18 protein-coding genes are annotated in these 15718 nt (G+C 63.6%); 7 read left to right on the forward strand and 11 right to left on the reverse strand.

Going from position 1 to position 15718, the window contains the following annotated elements:
* Positions 1–2: 2 nt before the first annotated feature.
* From uraH to OKA05_RS06965, 5 genes are all read right to left on the reverse strand, one after another.
* Complete coding sequence (uraH, locus tag OKA05_RS06945) at positions 3–332, reverse strand: hydroxyisourate hydrolase (protein WP_264486393.1); 330 nt, start codon at positions 330–332, stop codon at positions 3–5.
* Between the two features lie 77 nt (positions 333–409).
* Entirely contained in the window at positions 410–565 is a 156-nt protein-coding gene (locus OKA05_RS06950) for a hypothetical protein (RefSeq protein ID WP_264486394.1), read from the reverse strand.
* A gap of 115 nt (positions 566–680) precedes the next feature.
* Positions 681–1190, reverse strand: coding sequence for a hypothetical protein (locus OKA05_RS06955; RefSeq protein ID WP_264486395.1), 510 nt, complete (start codon positions 1188–1190; stop codon positions 681–683).
* Positions 1163–1378: a hypothetical protein gene (locus OKA05_RS06960; protein ID WP_264486396.1), complete on the reverse strand. Its 216-nt coding sequence runs from the start codon at positions 1376–1378 to the stop codon at positions 1163–1165. The genes OKA05_RS06955 and OKA05_RS06960 overlap by 28 nt, the downstream gene beginning before the upstream one ends.
* Before the next feature lie 51 nt (positions 1379–1429).
* On the reverse strand, positions 1430–1882 hold the full coding sequence (locus OKA05_RS06965) for a universal stress protein (protein WP_264486397.1): 453 nt from the start codon (positions 1880–1882) through the stop codon (positions 1430–1432).
* 129 nt (positions 1883–2011) lie between these two features.
* On the opposite strand from OKA05_RS06965, the gene OKA05_RS06970 reads away from it, so the two are divergent.
* The 6 genes from OKA05_RS06970 to OKA05_RS06995 all read left to right on the forward strand — a co-directional run bounded on the left by OKA05_RS06970 (position 2012) and on the right by OKA05_RS06995 (position 6037).
* Positions 2012–2386, forward strand: a complete 375-nt coding sequence (locus OKA05_RS06970; protein WP_264486398.1) for a VOC family protein — start codon at positions 2012–2014, stop codon at positions 2384–2386.
* Positions 2387–2457: 71 nt separating this feature from the next.
* Positions 2458–2928, forward strand: a complete 471-nt coding sequence (locus tag OKA05_RS06975) for a hypothetical protein (protein WP_264486399.1) — start codon at positions 2458–2460, stop codon at positions 2926–2928.
* Between the two features lie 188 nt (positions 2929–3116).
* On the forward strand, positions 3117–4538 hold the full coding sequence (locus OKA05_RS06980; protein ID WP_264486400.1) for a glycoside hydrolase family 10-like protein: 1422 nt from the start codon (positions 3117–3119) through the stop codon (positions 4536–4538).
* 213 nt (positions 4539–4751) lie between these two features.
* Complete coding sequence (locus OKA05_RS06985) at positions 4752–4958, forward strand: hypothetical protein (protein ID WP_264486401.1); 207 nt, start codon at positions 4752–4754, stop codon at positions 4956–4958.
* A gap of 39 nt (positions 4959–4997) precedes the next feature.
* Positions 4998–5243, forward strand: coding sequence for a CDGSH iron-sulfur domain-containing protein (locus OKA05_RS06990; protein WP_264486402.1), 246 nt, complete (start codon positions 4998–5000; stop codon positions 5241–5243).
* Positions 5240–6037 (forward strand): hypothetical protein, encoded by a 798-nt coding sequence (locus OKA05_RS06995; RefSeq protein ID WP_264486403.1) that lies wholly within the window; start codon positions 5240–5242, stop codon positions 6035–6037. The genes OKA05_RS06990 and OKA05_RS06995 overlap by 4 nt, the downstream gene beginning before the upstream one ends.
* A 26-nt stretch (positions 6038–6063) precedes the next feature.
* Here OKA05_RS06995 and OKA05_RS07000 read toward each other — a convergent pair whose 3' ends face one another.
* Entirely contained in the window at positions 6064–9084 is a 3021-nt protein-coding gene (locus tag OKA05_RS07000) for a PVC-type heme-binding CxxCH protein (RefSeq protein ID WP_264486404.1), read from the reverse strand.
* 83 nt (positions 9085–9167) lie between these two features.
* Here OKA05_RS07000 and OKA05_RS07005 point away from each other — a divergent pair, with 83 nt between their 5' ends.
* Positions 9168–11906, forward strand: a complete 2739-nt coding sequence (locus tag OKA05_RS07005) for an FG-GAP-like repeat-containing protein (RefSeq protein ID WP_264486405.1) — start codon at positions 9168–9170, stop codon at positions 11904–11906.
* On the opposite strand, the gene OKA05_RS07010 is transcribed toward OKA05_RS07005, so the two are convergent.
* Genes OKA05_RS07010 through OKA05_RS07030 form a run of 5 tightly spaced genes read right to left on the reverse strand, consistent with a single transcriptional unit; the run spans position 11866 to position 15705 of the window.
* A complete protein-coding gene (locus OKA05_RS07010; RefSeq protein ID WP_264486406.1) occupies positions 11866–12420 on the reverse strand; it encodes a YybH family protein in 555 nt (184 codons plus the stop codon). The genes OKA05_RS07005 and OKA05_RS07010 overlap by 41 nt on opposite strands.
* Positions 12417–13076 (reverse strand): hypothetical protein, encoded by a 660-nt coding sequence (locus OKA05_RS07015; protein ID WP_264486407.1) that lies wholly within the window; start codon positions 13074–13076, stop codon positions 12417–12419. Before OKA05_RS07015 ends, OKA05_RS07010 begins: the two co-directional genes overlap by 4 nt.
* On the reverse strand, positions 13054–13974 hold the full coding sequence (locus OKA05_RS07020; protein ID WP_264486408.1) for a fatty acid desaturase family protein: 921 nt from the start codon (positions 13972–13974) through the stop codon (positions 13054–13056). The genes OKA05_RS07015 and OKA05_RS07020 overlap by 23 nt, the downstream gene beginning before the upstream one ends.
* Positions 13971–14864, reverse strand: coding sequence for a diiron oxygenase (locus OKA05_RS07025; RefSeq protein WP_264486409.1), 894 nt, complete (start codon positions 14862–14864; stop codon positions 13971–13973). The genes OKA05_RS07020 and OKA05_RS07025 overlap by 4 nt, the downstream gene beginning before the upstream one ends.
* Positions 14854–15705 carry a fatty acid desaturase family protein gene (locus OKA05_RS07030; protein ID WP_264486410.1) on the reverse strand — a complete coding sequence of 284 codons (852 nt, stop codon included), beginning with the start codon at positions 15703–15705 and terminating at the stop codon, positions 14854–14856. Before OKA05_RS07030 ends, OKA05_RS07025 begins: the two co-directional genes overlap by 11 nt.
* Positions 15706–15718: the final 13 nt, after the last annotated feature.

The following is a 15718-nucleotide window of genomic DNA, read 5'->3' on the forward strand; positions in this document are numbered from 1 at the left end:
AGTCAGCTTCCCCGGTAAGTGGAATAGGCCCATGGCGAGCAGACCAGCGGGACGTGATACGAGCCGCCGGCCTCCATGCGGAAGCACACCGGCACCACATCAAGGAAGGGGCTGTCGATCGCTTGGGAGCGGAAATAGTCCGCCACGTGAAAGCGCAACTCGTAGGAGCCCGTGACGAGGTCGCCGCCTTCGAGCAGGGGACCATCTCCGCGGCCGTCGGCATTGGTCGTGATCGACCGCAACAGCGCGCCGTCTTTCAGCAGCTCGATCTTCATCCCCGCGGCAGGCTGGCCGCGGGTGGTGTCTAGCACGTGAGTGGTCAATTTCCCCATCGGTCTAACATCAGCAGATCGGGTGCCGCGGGGCAAGTGTTCCCGCCCGGCTTGCACCATCAGGATAGCCAGTGAAGTCAGATCAATCCGCCCGGATTGCTGCGGAGGCGATCATCGCGCTGTTCTTGCTCCAGCCGCCGGATGTTCTGCTCCGCCTGCTTGGACTGAGCTTGGATCTTCCCTGCCTGCTCCCCGACAAGGCGCAGCGCCTGAGGCAGAGGCGCGGAACACACTCCGCAGAGCTTACCCCTGCGGCTGTAGATGACGGACCCACAGGTCGGGCAATGCTTTGCCATGGGAGTTTGATAGCTGCTGGCGGCGTGGCGGTCAACGGGGCGGTAGCTGCCGTCACTCCACCGGCCACTCGCCGCGGTCTTCGAGGAGCTTGCGGAGGAAGATTCGGTCGACGGCGTCCTTTTCCCGATAAGTCTGTTTGGTCTTCCAGAGGAGCTTCGGGGAAGCGAAGGGAATACTCACGCCCAGGTGTTCCCTGATTTCGATAAGGTGGGCGACATCCTGATAGGAGAGCCCGCATGCCTTGGCCATGAGATCAACGGTGAAGTCATCGCAAACCCGGACCACGACGTAATCTGCCACTTCACCGGGCCGTAGTTCCGCGGCGGCGCCTTCGGGTAGCTGCGACAGCGCTTCGATGACCAACCGCTCATTCTCCTCGCCCGTCTCAATCAGAAGGTCGATGTCCATCGTGGCGCGAACGTACCCGGCGGAGATGATCGCGAATCCACCAACTACCACGTATTTCACGCCGAGGGCATTCAACCGGGCGGCCAGGTCCGCGAGATCATCGTCTGTCGGTGGACGGGTTTCGTCTAGCGGACTTGGATCTCCAGCATCCATGCGTCGGCCTCCTCGTGGGAATGGAAGCGATATACGCCGTGTTTCACCCGGAGTGGCCGTTGCCGCAACCGCGCGGCGAGGCGATTGAGCTGGCCACCGGCGGCCAAGCATTCCGAGCCGGGCTGACGCTTCTTCGGCTTCCCGACGACCTTCGCCCGCGGATCTCCGGATTCGATCAGCTCATTCACATGGCAAAGCTATCCCACCCCTCACCGTGGGGCGAGGAGGAATTAAGCCGCTCATTTCGCTGCGGGCGCGGGAATGACCAGAGTGGGGACCACGGCCTTGCGGACCATGCCTTCCGCCACGCTGCCGAGCAGCAGGGCGGCAACGGCGCCGTGGCCGTGCGAGCCGACGATCACCAGATTGGCGCTGGTCTTTTGCACGTAGTCGAGGATGGCGTGCAGCGGGCTGCCCTCGGCGAGGTGGACGGAGGCTCCGGGCACGTCGCCTGCCACCTTGTCCAGTGCTTCCTGCAGCCGCGCGGTGGCGCGTTTGCGGGCTTCCTCCTGGAACAAGTGGATCGCGGGAAACTCGTCCGGGGTGAAGCCGTAGGCGGTGTAGCTCGGCTCCGGTTCCACCACGTGGAGCAGGTGGAGCGACGAGTCAAAGGCCCGCGCGATCTTCACGGCAGCCTCCAGCACGCCCGGGGTGGAGTTCGAGAAGTCGACGGCGGCAACAATGGTTTTCATAGCTACTTTACCTGTTAGCACGGGAATCGCGAAAATGCCAAGAAAGGGATGATTCAAGCGGCGACTTCGGCAATCCACGCGCGATCTGCGGATGACAGGCGGCGAGTCCGCGTCCATGCTCGCGCCGCCATGATCAAGTTCCTCCACACCCGCATCCGCGTGGCCGATATCGACCGCTCCATCGCCTTCTACAAGAAGCTCGGCTACAATGAGGCCCGCCGCCAGGACTCGCCACAGGGGAACCAGCTCGCCTTCCTGGAACTGCCCGGCAATGACGTCTTCCTCGAGCTCTGCCACTCGCCCGAATACACCGCGACCTGCCCGGAAGACCTGATGCACACCTGCCTGGGCGTGTCGGACATCATCGAATACTGCGACGGCGTGGAAAAAGCCGGCATCGAGATCTGGCCGGGCGGCTGGCGGGAGAAGTTCTCCTCCGGCGACCGCAAGATGGCCTTCGTCACCGATCCCGACGGCTACGAGGTGGAGATCCTGGAGCGCTGAGCGGAAAACTGTGCCACCATGGTTCTAGCAACACCGTGGTCAGGTTCGTTGGATAGTTCGGCCGAAAGATCATGAGACGTCTCCTCCTCGCACTGGCGGCAATTATTGCTCCATGCACCACCTCCTGTGTGCCACGGACCTACGAGGCTCTGACCGTAGTGGAACACAGCGGACCTGCTGAACTGGACCCGATCGGAGCATCTTTCGAGGCCCACATATTCACTTTGTCCCCTCTGAAGGCCGCGGTGCCGACGTCCGAGGAATATCGCCAGCGAATCTCGGAAGGGAAGCGTCACCCCAAGACCCTGGCGCGGAAAGGGGAGGAATACCTCTACATCCCGTCGAAGTCTTCATCCCAATACAATTCCGCTCCCCACGATTACCTGCTGGATCGATCTTGCGGACGATTCATGACCACCAGCTACGATCCCGAATTCACGAGTCGACTGGAGTATGCACGGGACGGCGAGGGCTGGCGACTCCAGCTTCCGTTGCCTAATCACTTCAACAACAATTCAACAGGTCCGCGATCGAACAAGTGAATCATCCGAACCCGTGTCGAACTCGACACGGCGCGAAACGACTTCGCCTCCGTCGGTGAGAATTTGGCAAGCCGCAGGAAATCGCCGGTCACTCGGAGGGAGGGAAAGAAGAGAAGGTCGTCCTAACAGTCTCGGAGAATTGACTGTCCCACCTTGCAACGGGCGGCGATCGGGCGCATGAAAGCGCCATGCTCGCCCGGATCGCTGCCCTGACTTGCCTGCTTTCTTCTCTAGCCTCCGCCCAAGCGTATCGCCCATCGGGCGAAAAGCCGCCGATGCCTTCCCGTGAATTCCGCGGGGCGTGGGCGGCGGTGGTTCACAATATCGACTGGCCGAGCAAGAAGGGTCTCTCGGCCGGGGCGCAGCAGGCGGAGATGCGCGGCATCCTCGACAAGATGGCGTCGCTTAACATGAACGCGCTGATCCTGCAGGTGCGGCCGCATTGCGATGCGGTTTATCAGTCATCGAAGGAGCCGTGGAGCCCGTACCTGACCGGGACCATGGGCCAGTCGCCGGGCTACGATCCGCTCGACTACGCCATCCGCCAGGCCCATGCCCGCGGCATCGAGATCCACGCGTGGTTCAATCCCTTCCGAGCGCTTTCCAATGCCAGCCAAGCGTGCTGCTCCAGCCACGTCGCCAAGGCCTCGGCTCACATCACCAAGCGCTACGGGAATCTCCTCTGGTGCGACCCCGCCGAAACCGAGACCCGCGCCCGTGCCTTCGGAGCCATCCTCGATGTGGTCCAGCGCTACGATGTCGATGGCGTCCACCTCGACGACTACTTCTATCCCTATCCCGAGGGCGGCCGGGCGTTCCCGGATGGCCGTTCGCCGGCGACTCGGCGCAAGATCGTGGATGACTTCGTGCAGAAGCTCTACTCGGACGTGAAGCGCACCAAGCCGTGGGTGCGGGTTGGGATTTCGCCCTTCGGGATCTGGCGGCCGGGCGTGCCGGACGGCATCGAAGCCGGCATCGACTCGTACGAGCAACTTGGCTGCGACGCCCGGAAGTGGCTGGCGAATGGCTGGGTGGATTACCTCGCGCCGCAGCTCTATTGGAGAGACCAGCCCCGGAAGCAGAGCTTCTCCGCCCTGCTTGCCTGGTGGCGGGCGCAAGGCAGCCGGCCGGTGTGGCCGGGCATTGCGACGACACGGATCGGTGGCTCGGAAGACGGTCGCCCGGCGTCCGAGATTACCAAGCAGGTCGAGCTTTCCCGTCGCATCGGGAAGAACTGGTCCGGGCACCTGCACTGGAGCGTGAAGGGCCTGACCAAGAACCAGGGCGGCATTTCCACCATGCTGGCGAAGGGGGCCTACGCCCAGCCGGCGCTCGTCCCGCCGATGCCATGGCTCAGCCAGAAACCGCCGGGCCGCCCCGCGGCCAGTGCGAACGGGGGCGGATCGGGCGTGACGGTCAGCATGCAGAGCGGGGATCGGGCGACGGCCCGCTACGCCGTGCAGGTGAAATCCGGCGGCCAATGGCGGTTGGCCAAGGTCGTCTCCGCGGGCTCAAAGAGCGTGGAACTTGCCGGTCAGCCGGAGGCCGTGGCGGTCAGCGCCGTGGACCGTTTCGGCAATGTCAGCACCGCGACCGTGTTGGCAAGGTAATCGCTAGGAGAGGCGCCATGGATGCCGGGTTCTCACGACGCCTTCGGTCGTACCTTGCCTGTTTCCCCTTGCCCCTCGGCACCGGACCTGCTGGAACGCCGCGTGGCCGCGCGCAAGACACTGAAATTCCTTTACTTTCCTAAAGTATTTAACGCATAAGTCGCGCGTCCCACACACCCGGCGGCCCCCCAGCGCTGCACCTTGCCCTCCTTGATGAAAGTCCGAGTTTTCGTAATGGGTTCCGCCTCACTTCTGGCGGTCTGGCTGGCTGCTACCTTTTTGAGTGACGTGCCGGTCGAGCGTTACCCGCAGTATGGAAAAGGCTCGGTGCCGGTGTCGGCAAAGGCCGCGAAGGCCCAATCCGACAAGCCGATCGCGACCGCCAAGACCGACGAGACGCCGGTCGCCATTTTCGAGTGACCGCTCGCTTTCCCGCGGGCCCTTCTCCAAGGTGACCACATGGCGGAAGCACCCCGCGTCTGCGATACCAAGCCGCTGCATCTCGAAGTCGAGGCCGGCGTGCATTTCTGGTGTTCCTGCGGGCTGTCTTCCCACCAGCCCTTCTGCGATGGCAGCCACAAGGGCACCGGCCTGCAGCCGGTGAGATTTGAGTGCGCGGAGCGGACCACCATCCGGTGGTGTCAGTGCAAGCACACGGCCAACCCGCCGCACTGCGACGGCAGCCACAAGGGCCTCCTGCCATGAACGCTCCCATCCATGCCGACGGTGAAGCCGACTATCGGGCGCTGGAGGACACCCGGCAGGACGTGCGGCGCTGGCGTTTTTACTGTCTGGTGAAGCACCTGTGCCGGAAGAAGGGGCCGCTGGCGTGGTGGCGCGTCCATCTGGCATGGCGGCGGATTTGCCGACGGTATGACAAGTCGCGGGCGCTGTGGGTGAGCTTCAACGGCTTGGTCGCACTGGTCGGCTTTGCCCTTGCGTGCAGCCTCTTGGGAGCGTGCCGGGAACGACCGCCGGAATCCGGCCGGCCGGTGCCGAAGCAGCACGATTCCACGCTGCCGGAAGATTCAAGGGTGGCGGTGTCGGGAGCTTGGCCTCCAACCGGCTATCAGCGGGTGGTGGCGCACCGGTTCAAGGTTCCAGAACGAAACTCTGACTCCTTCAGCCTGCTTGAGGGTGGCAAGGTGGACTTGGCGTCATTGAAGACGCTGTCCGTGGCGTCGGCGGAACTCACGCCAGCCCAAACGTCCACGCTGCTTGCCGGAGTTTTCAGCGATCACAAGACGCCGATGGCTGCGTGTTACGATCCTCACCATCTCTTTCTGTTTCTCGATGGTGATGGAAAGGTGCTGAATGCGATCGAAATTTGCTTCAGCTGCACCAATCTGGCTGCTCTACCGGAACTCAGCGAGAAGCAGTGGGCTCATCACGATTTCCGGATGCTTGCCCGGCTCTGTGAGGAAATCGGCATCGGGCTTCACAAAAGTCAGAGTGCGGCGGACTTCATCAAGATCCTCGACGACGGCGAGCGCGAGTGAGGCTGGTGGCAAGCCTCAACCCACCCTCAGTGTAGCTCCTTCATCGTCCACGGTGCCTGCCGGTCCTTGGTTGCGGCGCGGACTTTGGCTGCTTCGTCGGGAGTAACTGGGGCAGCGTCATTCGACCACGAATGCCGGACGTAGCTCAGGACGTCGGCGACGTCCTCGTCGGTCAGCCCGGCGACAGGAGGCATCAGCGAATTCACGGCGGGCTTGCCGGGGATCTCCACGGGGCCGGTTAAGCCATGTAGAATGATGCGGATGGCATTGGCGGGGTCGTCGGTAGCGATCTTCGAGCCATCGAGCGGCGGGAAGGCGGTATCGACGCCGGTGCCGTTGCTCTGGTGGCAGGCGGCGCAGGTGCGGGCGTAGACTCCTTCGCCGCGGGCAAGTTGGTCGGCGGGCGGGGCGTGCTTCTTGGTGATGGCCTTCGCGGCGATGGCTTCCTTGAGGGCCTTGGCCAAGGGCGACTCGTCATTGGCCAGGAGCGCGAGCACCTGCGGCGAGCGGCTTTCGGCAAAGGCGCGGATGGCAGCAGGATAGATGCGCTCCTTCAGCACGGACGGGTCGGGCGGGTTCTCCAGCGAGGCGAGCAGGAAGCCGGTCGAGTGGCGCGCTGCGGCGGCAGCGAAACAGCGGTCAAGCACCACGCCGCGGCGCAAGTGCTGCTGGCTGCGGTGCCAGTCGCGGAGCTTGCGGCCGAGGGCTTCGTCGGAAGGCATGCGGGAGGCGAGCAGCAGCCATTCGCGAATGACGAATGGGCCGGTTTCTTCCAAAGGATCGAATGCGCAGGCCTGCTCCGATGGCCATAGTAGCAAGGCCGTTCGGCGGTGAACGGGAGAGGGAAGTGCAAGGATCTCTGCCAGAAGGAGAATGCCGTCGATGTGATTCGGAGCGAAATAATCGAGGCCAGCCAAGGCATGGAGCGCGTGGATGCCGTATTCGCCTTTGGCCGCGGCCTTGAGGCCGGAGATCAGGTCCTTGCGGCTCTCTTCCACGATGCGGCGCTGCGCATGGAGCCGGCGGACGAGGCTGGGATCGGAAAGACCGGCCACGAGATCGCTGGCGACCGCTCCCGGCTCCGCGCTGCCTGTCGGGAAGACCCGATAGATCCGCCCCATCCGCTTGTCGCGCAGCGGAGTGACGTAGGCCGCGCCCTTGCCGCGCTCGACCTTGGTCTGTTCGAAGGGCGCGCCGGGACGGTTGTGCTGGACGATGATCTTGTACCAATCCGCGATCCACACCGCGCCATCGGGGCCGGTCTCGGCGGCGACCGGGGCGGACCATGCATCGGAGCTGGCGTAGAGGTTGTTGCCGTCGAAATCCGCGAAGTAGTCCGCATTTTCCGTACGCAGCTGACCGATGGATACGAGGTGGCCGGTTGGTTCGCAGACGAAGGCCACCTTGTTCCACCCCTCCGATGGAAAGCGGCGCGCGGTGTAAATGCCGTGGCCCGCGGCGGCGGTGTAGTGGCGGGCCTTCGCGCGGATGCGGCCGTTACCCTGCAGCTCGACGGGCGGGTCCCAACCGTCCGAGCCCTGCACATCGAGCGTGGTGGGGAAGATGCGCGTCCCCTTGTCGGCCTTGAGCACCGGGCCGTTGTCGCCGATGACCTGCCAACTTGGCTGGCGGTTTGCCGTGGAACCGAGCACGTCGAAGCTCTCCGTGAAGCCGAGTCCCCACGTGTTGTTGGTGGTCTTCCCGAGAAACTCGAGCTGCGAGCCATTGGGAAGGAAGCGGAACACGCCGGTGTCGAATTTCACCTGCTTCCCGCCGACGGTTCCATCGAAGCCGGCATAGCCAACCGTTCCATAGATCCAGCCGTCGAAGCCTTGGCGCAGGTTCGAGACTCCGGCGTGGGTGTCGTAGGTCTTGAAGCCATCGAGCAAGACCGTGCGCTGGTCGGCCCGGTCATCACCGTTGGTGTCCTTCAGCAGCAGCACTTGCGACCCGCTGGTGACGATGGCCCCGTTTGTCACGCAGACCGCCGAGGTGGAAATCGAGAGCTGGTCGGCGAAGACGGTGAACTTGTCGGCCTTTCCGTCGCCATTTGTGTCCTCGCAGATCTTCAGGCGGTCGTTGCCGGGCGTTTGGAGGTCGTTCGGATAGTCGAGCGCTTCCACTACCCACAGGCGGTCGCGGTGGTCCCACGCGATGGCGATGGGATTCTCGATGTCCGGCTCGGCGGCGAAGAGCGAGAGCTCGAAGCCCGCAGGCACCTGCGCCCGCTTCATCGACTCCACCGGAGAAAGCGGCGACTGGATCTTCGGCACCGGCAGCTTCGTCTCGTAGCGCGCCGGGAGCATCGGGACCTCGTATTTCAGCTCCGGCAGATCGAGCAGCGTCACGTTCTCGCCGACTGCCCAGCGGATGCCGCGCTCCAGCAGATCATGGAAGCCCTCCTGCTTCCAGCAGCGCTCGTCGTGGCCGTGGGCGGTGTAGAAGACCCGCCCCTTGCCCTGCTGGCGGACCCAAGTCCATGGCTCATCGCCGCGCTTTTGCAGCACCGTGATGTCGTCGGAAAGCCGGTGGTGCCGGTAGGTTTCGTCCCACGTTTCGAAGGGCTTGTAGCCCTTCATGGCGGGGTGCTCCGGCTTCACGACCTGGGCGGTGAAGACCCCCGTTTCATGCCCCTCGATCTGGCCGCCGACCAGATCGATGTAGCCGTCGGTTTTCTTGAAGCAGGCGGACCCGCAATGCACCGGGATGAAGCCACCGCCCCCGTCGACGAAGCCTTTCACCGCCGCGAGCTGTTGGGGCGTGATGTCCTGGTGGTTGGCAAAGACCAGCAGGGCATCGTACTTCGCCAGATTCTCCGGCGTCAGGGCGTCCATCCGCTTCTCGTAGGTCAGGTGGATGCTCCGGTTTCCGGCCACCTCCTTGAAGATGGCGTACTGATCGAGCGGGCGGTGATGGCCGTCATCGCCGAAGAAGAGCACCTCGATGGCCCGTGGACCGCCGCTACCCTTCCGCTCGGCGGCGAGCAGCAGGGTTCCCAGAAAAAGCAGTGGCAGAAGGATGCGGGCGAGCGCCATGGTGCATTTCATACGCGTTTCATTAGTCAAATCCACCGGTTTTCTGTGGCAGCCGTGGTCCCGGCCCGGCGAGTGGGCCATCATCAGCCGACCCGATGTTGTTTCCCAACTTGTCGATTGGCCGTCTGTCGTCCTGCAAGTCATGCTCGCTCGTGATGGATGGCCAAAAGACCGACCCGCGCCCGTGGTTCGCGCTGCTGCTGGGCAGCTACGTGATCTGTGGGCTCGCCTTCCTCGGCTTCGGCCGCACGCCCGGGCAAGCGGCTTCGGTGGTGATCACGGCGGTCGTCGCGGATTGGTTGCTTAACCGCCTGTTCCGAAAACGCGGCGGCTTCCCGTGGAGCGGCCTGATCACCGGATTCGGGCTGTGCCTGCTGCTCGACTACGGCTCGAATCCCTGGCTGCCGCTGTTGCCGCCGCTGCTGGCCATCGGCTCGAAGCACCTCTTCACCGTCAATGGCCGCCATGTCTATAATCCGGCGCTGTTCGGGCTGATCTCGAGCATGGTGGTCGCCGGTGGCCTCGTTTCCCCGGCCCCTGCTTATCAATGGGGCGGCACTTGGGCGGTGGCGATGTTCCTCGGTGGCTTGGCCTTGATCGTCTTCATGAAGCAGATCGGCCGCGGCTGGCTGGTGGGATCGTTTCTGGTTTTCTACATGATCCAGACGGCTTTCCGCGCCTGGGTCATGCGGCATCACGTGCCGCCGGAAGCGGTCTGGCTCGGCACCCTGACCGCGCCGGCATTCTTCCTCTTCACCTTCTACATGCTGACCGATCCGGCGACTTCGCCGCCGGGGAAGAAGGCGCAGATCGCCGTGGCCGCGGCGATCACGGTCATCGACCTGCTGTTCCACTTCCGGCAGAGCTATTACACGCTTTTTTACGCCGCCTTCACGGTGCAGACCGCGCGCTTCGCCATGGCGTGGTGGAAGAGCCGGAGCTTTCCTGATCGGAAGAACCTCGCGGCCCGGCTGGCGCTTGCGAGCTGCCTGGGAGTCGCGGCGTTTTTCCTCGGTCGCACGCCGCGCGGTATCACTGAGGACCCGGGATTCGCGTGGGTGGAAAGGGATCTCTTTCCCTCAGAGCAGGGAACAGTGCTCACCGACATCGATCCGCGGCTGCAGCACGTCGGCAAGTGGATCCTCTCGGTCGGTGATGCCGCGGCGGTGGCGGATGTGGATGGCGATGGCTTGCAGGATCTCTTCCTCACCCGCCCGATGAAGCGGGCGCAGGATCGCTGCACGCTCTACCGCAACACCGGTGGCCTGACCTTCGAGCGAGTCGTGATTCCCGCGCTCGACCCGATTCGCAACGACCCCGCGGAGTACGGACTGCCCTCCTCGGCGGTCTTCGCGGATGTCGATAACGATGGCGACCAGGATCTCTTCATCGGCATGGGCTATGGCCGCAGCCGGATCTTCCGCAATGAGCTCAAGGAAAGCGGCGTGCTTTCGTTCACCGATGCCACGGACTCCGCCGGCATCCGTGGCCATCACACTTGTCTTGCGGCGCTGTTCTTCGATCCGGATCGCGATGGCGACCTCGACCTCCTGTTAGGGAACTCGATGACGCCTTACTTGCCGGATTACGACACGGCAACGCCGCTCAATCCCTTCCGTCTGCCGCAGCCGGCCTATGAAGGCGATCGGCGGATGTTTCACTTCATGCATTCGAGCTGGCACAAGGCGAGCAATGGCGGGCGCAACCAGTTCTTCCGCAACCGCGGTGACGGCTGCTTCGATGAGGAAGATATCGTGAAGCTCGGCATGACGGAGACGCACTGGACGCTGTCGCTGAACTCGGCGGACTTCGATGGCGACGGCTGGGTGGATGTCTACGCGGCCTCCGATTTCGGACCGGACGACCTCTATCTGAACGAAGGCGGGAAGCGCTTCCGACGCATTGAGGGAAGCCACTTCGGTAGCATCGGTCGCGACACCTATAAGGGCATGAACGCGACCATTGCCGACTTCGATCGCAACGGCACGCCGGACATCCATGTGTCGAATGTCCACGCGCCGCTCCAGGCCGAGGGCAGCCTGCTGTGGATGACGGAGCGCACGAAGGACGGCGTGGTCTTTCACAATGAAGCCGCATCGCGCGGCGCGCTCAATGAGCACCGCTTCGGCTGGGGGGCGGGTGCTGCCGACCTCGATCTGGATGGCTGGCCGGACATGGTGCAGGCGAATGGCATGGTGGACGATCACATGGACCGCCGCTTTCCCAAGCCGCGCGACTACTGGTATGTGAATGGCCAGATCGCCCGCAGCGATCCGGAGGTCCACGCCTACGCCGACCGCTGGGGCGACATGCGCGGCTACTCGATCTGGGGCGACCAGGCGAATCGAGTGCTGCTCAATCGCGGTGGCACTTTCCACGAAGCGGCGGAGATTACCGGGCTTACGCGGCTCGGCAATACCCGGGGCGTGGCGCTCGCCGACTTCGACAATGACGGCGATGCTGACCTTGTGCTGACACGCCAGTTCGATCCGGTGCTTTTCTACGAGAACCATCGTAGCAAACCGGCCGCATGGGTCGGCTTCGCAGTGAGCGGCGATGGGAAGATCGTCAACCACGATGCAGCTGGCGCCGTGTTAGAAGTCTCGCAAGGCGACCGGCACTGGCGGGCCGATGTGCTCAACGTGACCGGCTTCACTGCCCAAGGCGACCGGCGGATCGTGATTGGCCTCGCCAATGATCCATCACCGGTGAAGGCCAGCGTGCTCTGGCCGGATGGAAGCCGGCAGGACCTCGGCACCTTCGAAAGCGGCGCGTATCACGCAATCCGCAAGGTCACGCCTGCGCCTTTCGTCGAGGCAGCAGACGCCCGATGACCAATCCGGCGAGCGCCGCCGCGATGCCGATGGTCCACAGCTTCATCTTCTGAAGCGATGTGACGATGGGATTGTTCACGGGATCAATGCTCGCCTGGATTCGCACGAGCTTCCATGCGTCGCCTTCCTTGCGGGCGATGGCGGTCCATTGGGTGGTGAAGTCGAAGGCGTTGCCGCCGCGGGTCACTTGTTCGAGCGCGCGGCCTTTCGCGATGGCGAGGTTCCCTTCGAAGATCGTGTCGTCGGGTTCGATGGTCACCTTGTAGGTGCCGTTCTTGCCGAGGAACTCCTCCACTTTCTTCCAGTAGGTGAGGATGCCATCGTAGCCCTTCACTTCATCGGCCGTGATCATGACGCCGGTGAAGTCGGCGGCGAGATGCGGCTGTAGCGGCGAGAAATCGCGTGCGGCAATCGCCTGCTCGTAGATACCGCGCAGCTTGCGGAGCGCCTCCTTGTCTTCCTCGGAAGCGGCCAGCGGCAGGCACAGGGCGAACAGAACAAGAAGAGCTTTCATGGGGAGTCGCGGAGTCGTTTGCCATCCTTCCACCGGCTGAAGGGCGGGGAAATCAAAAACGCACGCGTCGCCTCGTCGTCGGCGATCTCGGTGCCGGCTGCCAGCATGGAATAACCGCCGATCAGCGCGCGGTGGCCGATCTTCACCGGAGCGAGTTTCAGCACCGGAGCACCATCGCGCTCCATCACGTGGGGATTCAAGCGCACGCCGGCACCGAGGATCACGTGATCGCCGATGTCGAGGAATCCGCGATCAAGGATGAAGGTCCGGGGTGCCCAGTAGGTGAGCTTGCCAATTCTCGATCCCCACAAGCGCAGCCACAGCGAGTAGATGCCCGGGATGCTCCGCAGCACTTCCTCCAGCGAGGGGAAGCGCAGGAACAGGACCTGGCATTGGAAGCATGCCCACCAGCGGAGAAAGTCCGGCGAGCCCACGATGATCTCGGCTGGCGCTTTCCGCAGCGACTCCCGCAATAGCCGGCCGGGCACTAGTGGCAGAATATAGAGCGTCACGGCTGCCAGTCCGATTCTCGCGGGCCACGACACTGGCGCGAAGAAGCATGCGATGGTGCCCGCGGCATGCAGCAGCGGCACGGTGTTCAACAGCAGCATCGCGAGCTGCACGCCCTTCCGGTCAGCGAATGATCTTTCCGGCATGGCGGTTTTGCACGCGTTCGCGGGTGTGGCGGGGGCCACGCCACATTTTGAAATAGGCGGCGAGCAGGCGGCCGCGTTCACCGTCGTGCTCGGGAGTGATTTCCGGTAGATGGATCCATGGCACGGTGGGCCGTGCGTGGTGATTGCGGTGCCAGTTGTGGTTCAACCACAGGGCATCGAGCCACTTCCACGTTTTCAAGTTGCGGGCACCTTTCAGCACGTCGCGTTCGGTGCCGAAATGATGGACGTACTGCAAGGCCGACCACAGGGCGCCGAAGCTCGCTAACAGAAGTGCGTAGCGCCAGACCGGCACCTGCCACAGCCAGATCCACAAGCCGTGCACGAGGAACACGGCCAGTGCTTCCAGCCGGATGAGCCGGAAGTAGCGTGGGTTAAGCGATTCTAACAGAGCCTTGGTGGGCCGGTCGAAGTCGCCCCATTTTGCCTTGAGCGCCGCGGGATAGACGAGCGCGATGAGGTTGCCGAGCACCACCGCGACGTAGAAGAAGCCGGTGAGGATGCCGTAGAGTTGCAGCGTCTTCCACACGCGGCTTTCGCCATCGAAGTAAAAGTCGAAGGCCTCGTCGTCGGAGCGGTTGCGCAAGTGGTGACCGATGTGCCCCTGGCGCAGCAGGTGGAAGGGCGCGGGAAAGAACAACGCGAGCACTGCGCCGATGGTGTCGTTGGCCACGCGGTTTCCATGCAGCGAGCCGTGCTCGGCCTCGTGCAGCATCGCGTAGGCGGAGTTCATCATCAGCGCGTAGCCGACTGCCAAGGCGGCAAGCGCCCATGTCGAATCGACTTTTCCCGCGGCGGCCAGCAGTGCGAGAAGCACGACCAATTGCCCCGCGGCGATTGCGAGATTCAGGCAGCTGGGGATGGGCAGCTCGTTCTTCATCGGCGTTCGTAGGCGAGCAGATGGCGGCCGACGTTGCGGAACTCCGGCAATTCATCGAACAGCGCGAAGCAGCGGGGCGTGGTCTCGCGACTGTAGAGGCTGGCGTGGTAGTCGCGTGAATGCGATAGTGCGCGAAGCTCGAGGTGCAACTGCGGGCCGAGCGACTGGAGCTCGGGGTGCTCGTTGATCAGCGCTTGCAGCACCGCCTTCGCCGCGCGCTTCGGTGAGGTGAAGAACTCCGCCATCATGAAGCCGAAGAGCTTCGCCTGGAGCCTTCGCTTCCACAGTGGCAGTGGCCGCCAGATGCGCTCGACGAGCTTGAGATCCCAGCGGACGTGATCGATTTCATCGGCCAGGTGCTTGCGATGGAGTTCGCGGAATGCCGGCTCGATGTCCTGTCGCAAGCACTCCCTACCGACGGCGATCGAGCGCTCCTCTTGCAGCAGCATCAGCCAGATCCAGCACGGGAAGGTGAAGGGGTGTCGGGCGAACCATGCGGTGACGGCTTTCGTTCGCGCGGTCATGGGCACGAAGACGTAGCTGCCCTCCTCCAAGCGGAACCGCTGCGGATCGACCCGGTGGTTGAGTTCGCGGAACCAGCGCGAATGCCGCCGTTCCTCGGTCTCGAACTGCCGCAGGTCGTTCGCGAGGTCGGCGCCGATCCGGTCCGGTCGCTGATAGAGCGCGGGCAAGACGTTGGTCGCGAGCAGCTCTTCGAAGAATACCGTCTGTTCGTTCAAGTAGAGTGCGTAGAGCTGGGAGTAGCGAAGCCGGTGCCGATCTTCTAACAGCCGCCATGATGGCACGAACGACAGCGCCGCGAGATGCGCCGGGAAGAATGGCCGGGAGAAATCGATCTCCGCGCGGGGCATGACGGCTTCAGCGGGCATGGGGAGCGGGCGGGCGTCGCAGGCGTTCGATGAGCAGTCCGAGGAAGCTCCGGTGATCCAAGGCTGGATTCATTCGTGGGACGATGTGATCGCGATGAAACGCCGGCAGCAGGCTCCAGTGCATCGCGGGCCGCAGGTGATGGGCGGTGTGGTAGCCGTTGTTCAGCAGGAGCCAATTCACGATGCGCCCGGTGACATTGCGCGAGTGGTCATACTCCGATTCCGTGTCGCAGTCCTGATGTTGGAGGAGGTTCACGCCGACGAGGCAGAGCTGCGCGATGACCCACGGCAGGAGGAGAAAGAGCAGGGTCGCCCGCCAGTCGAGGAACAGAAGCACGATCAGCACGGGGTAGAAGACGAGGCGCTCTAACAAGGCCTGCCGGTAGAGGTGCGGCCGGGTGCTTTTCCACCGCACGAGATCGTTCGGCTTCTCCCGGTACATCGCGGCGATAGAGAGGAAGGGGAACGCCAGCAGGTTGAGTGCATTTGAGCGGAAGTTTGCGAGGCTGGTGCGGACGAAGTCGTGCTCGCTTTCGGGATGCCCGTGGTGGCGTTCGTTGTGCGCGGTGATGATGCCGGTCGGCGGCTGGCCGGAGCCGAACATCAGGAAGAGCTGGAAGGCCCGGTTCCAACCGCGGTCGCGGAACAGCGGCAGGTGCATGTGATTGTGCGCGATGATGCAGCACACGAAGGCGAAAAAGAATGAGGCGGCGACCCAGAGCGGGTGACGGATCCCGCCCGACCAAGTGCCCGCCAGCAAGCCAAGTTCAAGCGCCACGAAGCCAAGCGTCCGCAAGTCCGCCCGGTGGCGGAGTCGTGGGAAATGCGGGACAATCCTCATGGCGCGATGTCAT

The sequence above is a fragment of the Luteolibacter arcticus genome (genome assembly GCF_025950235.1).
Lineage (GTDB): Bacteria > Verrucomicrobiota > Verrucomicrobiia > Verrucomicrobiales > Akkermansiaceae > Haloferula > Haloferula arctica.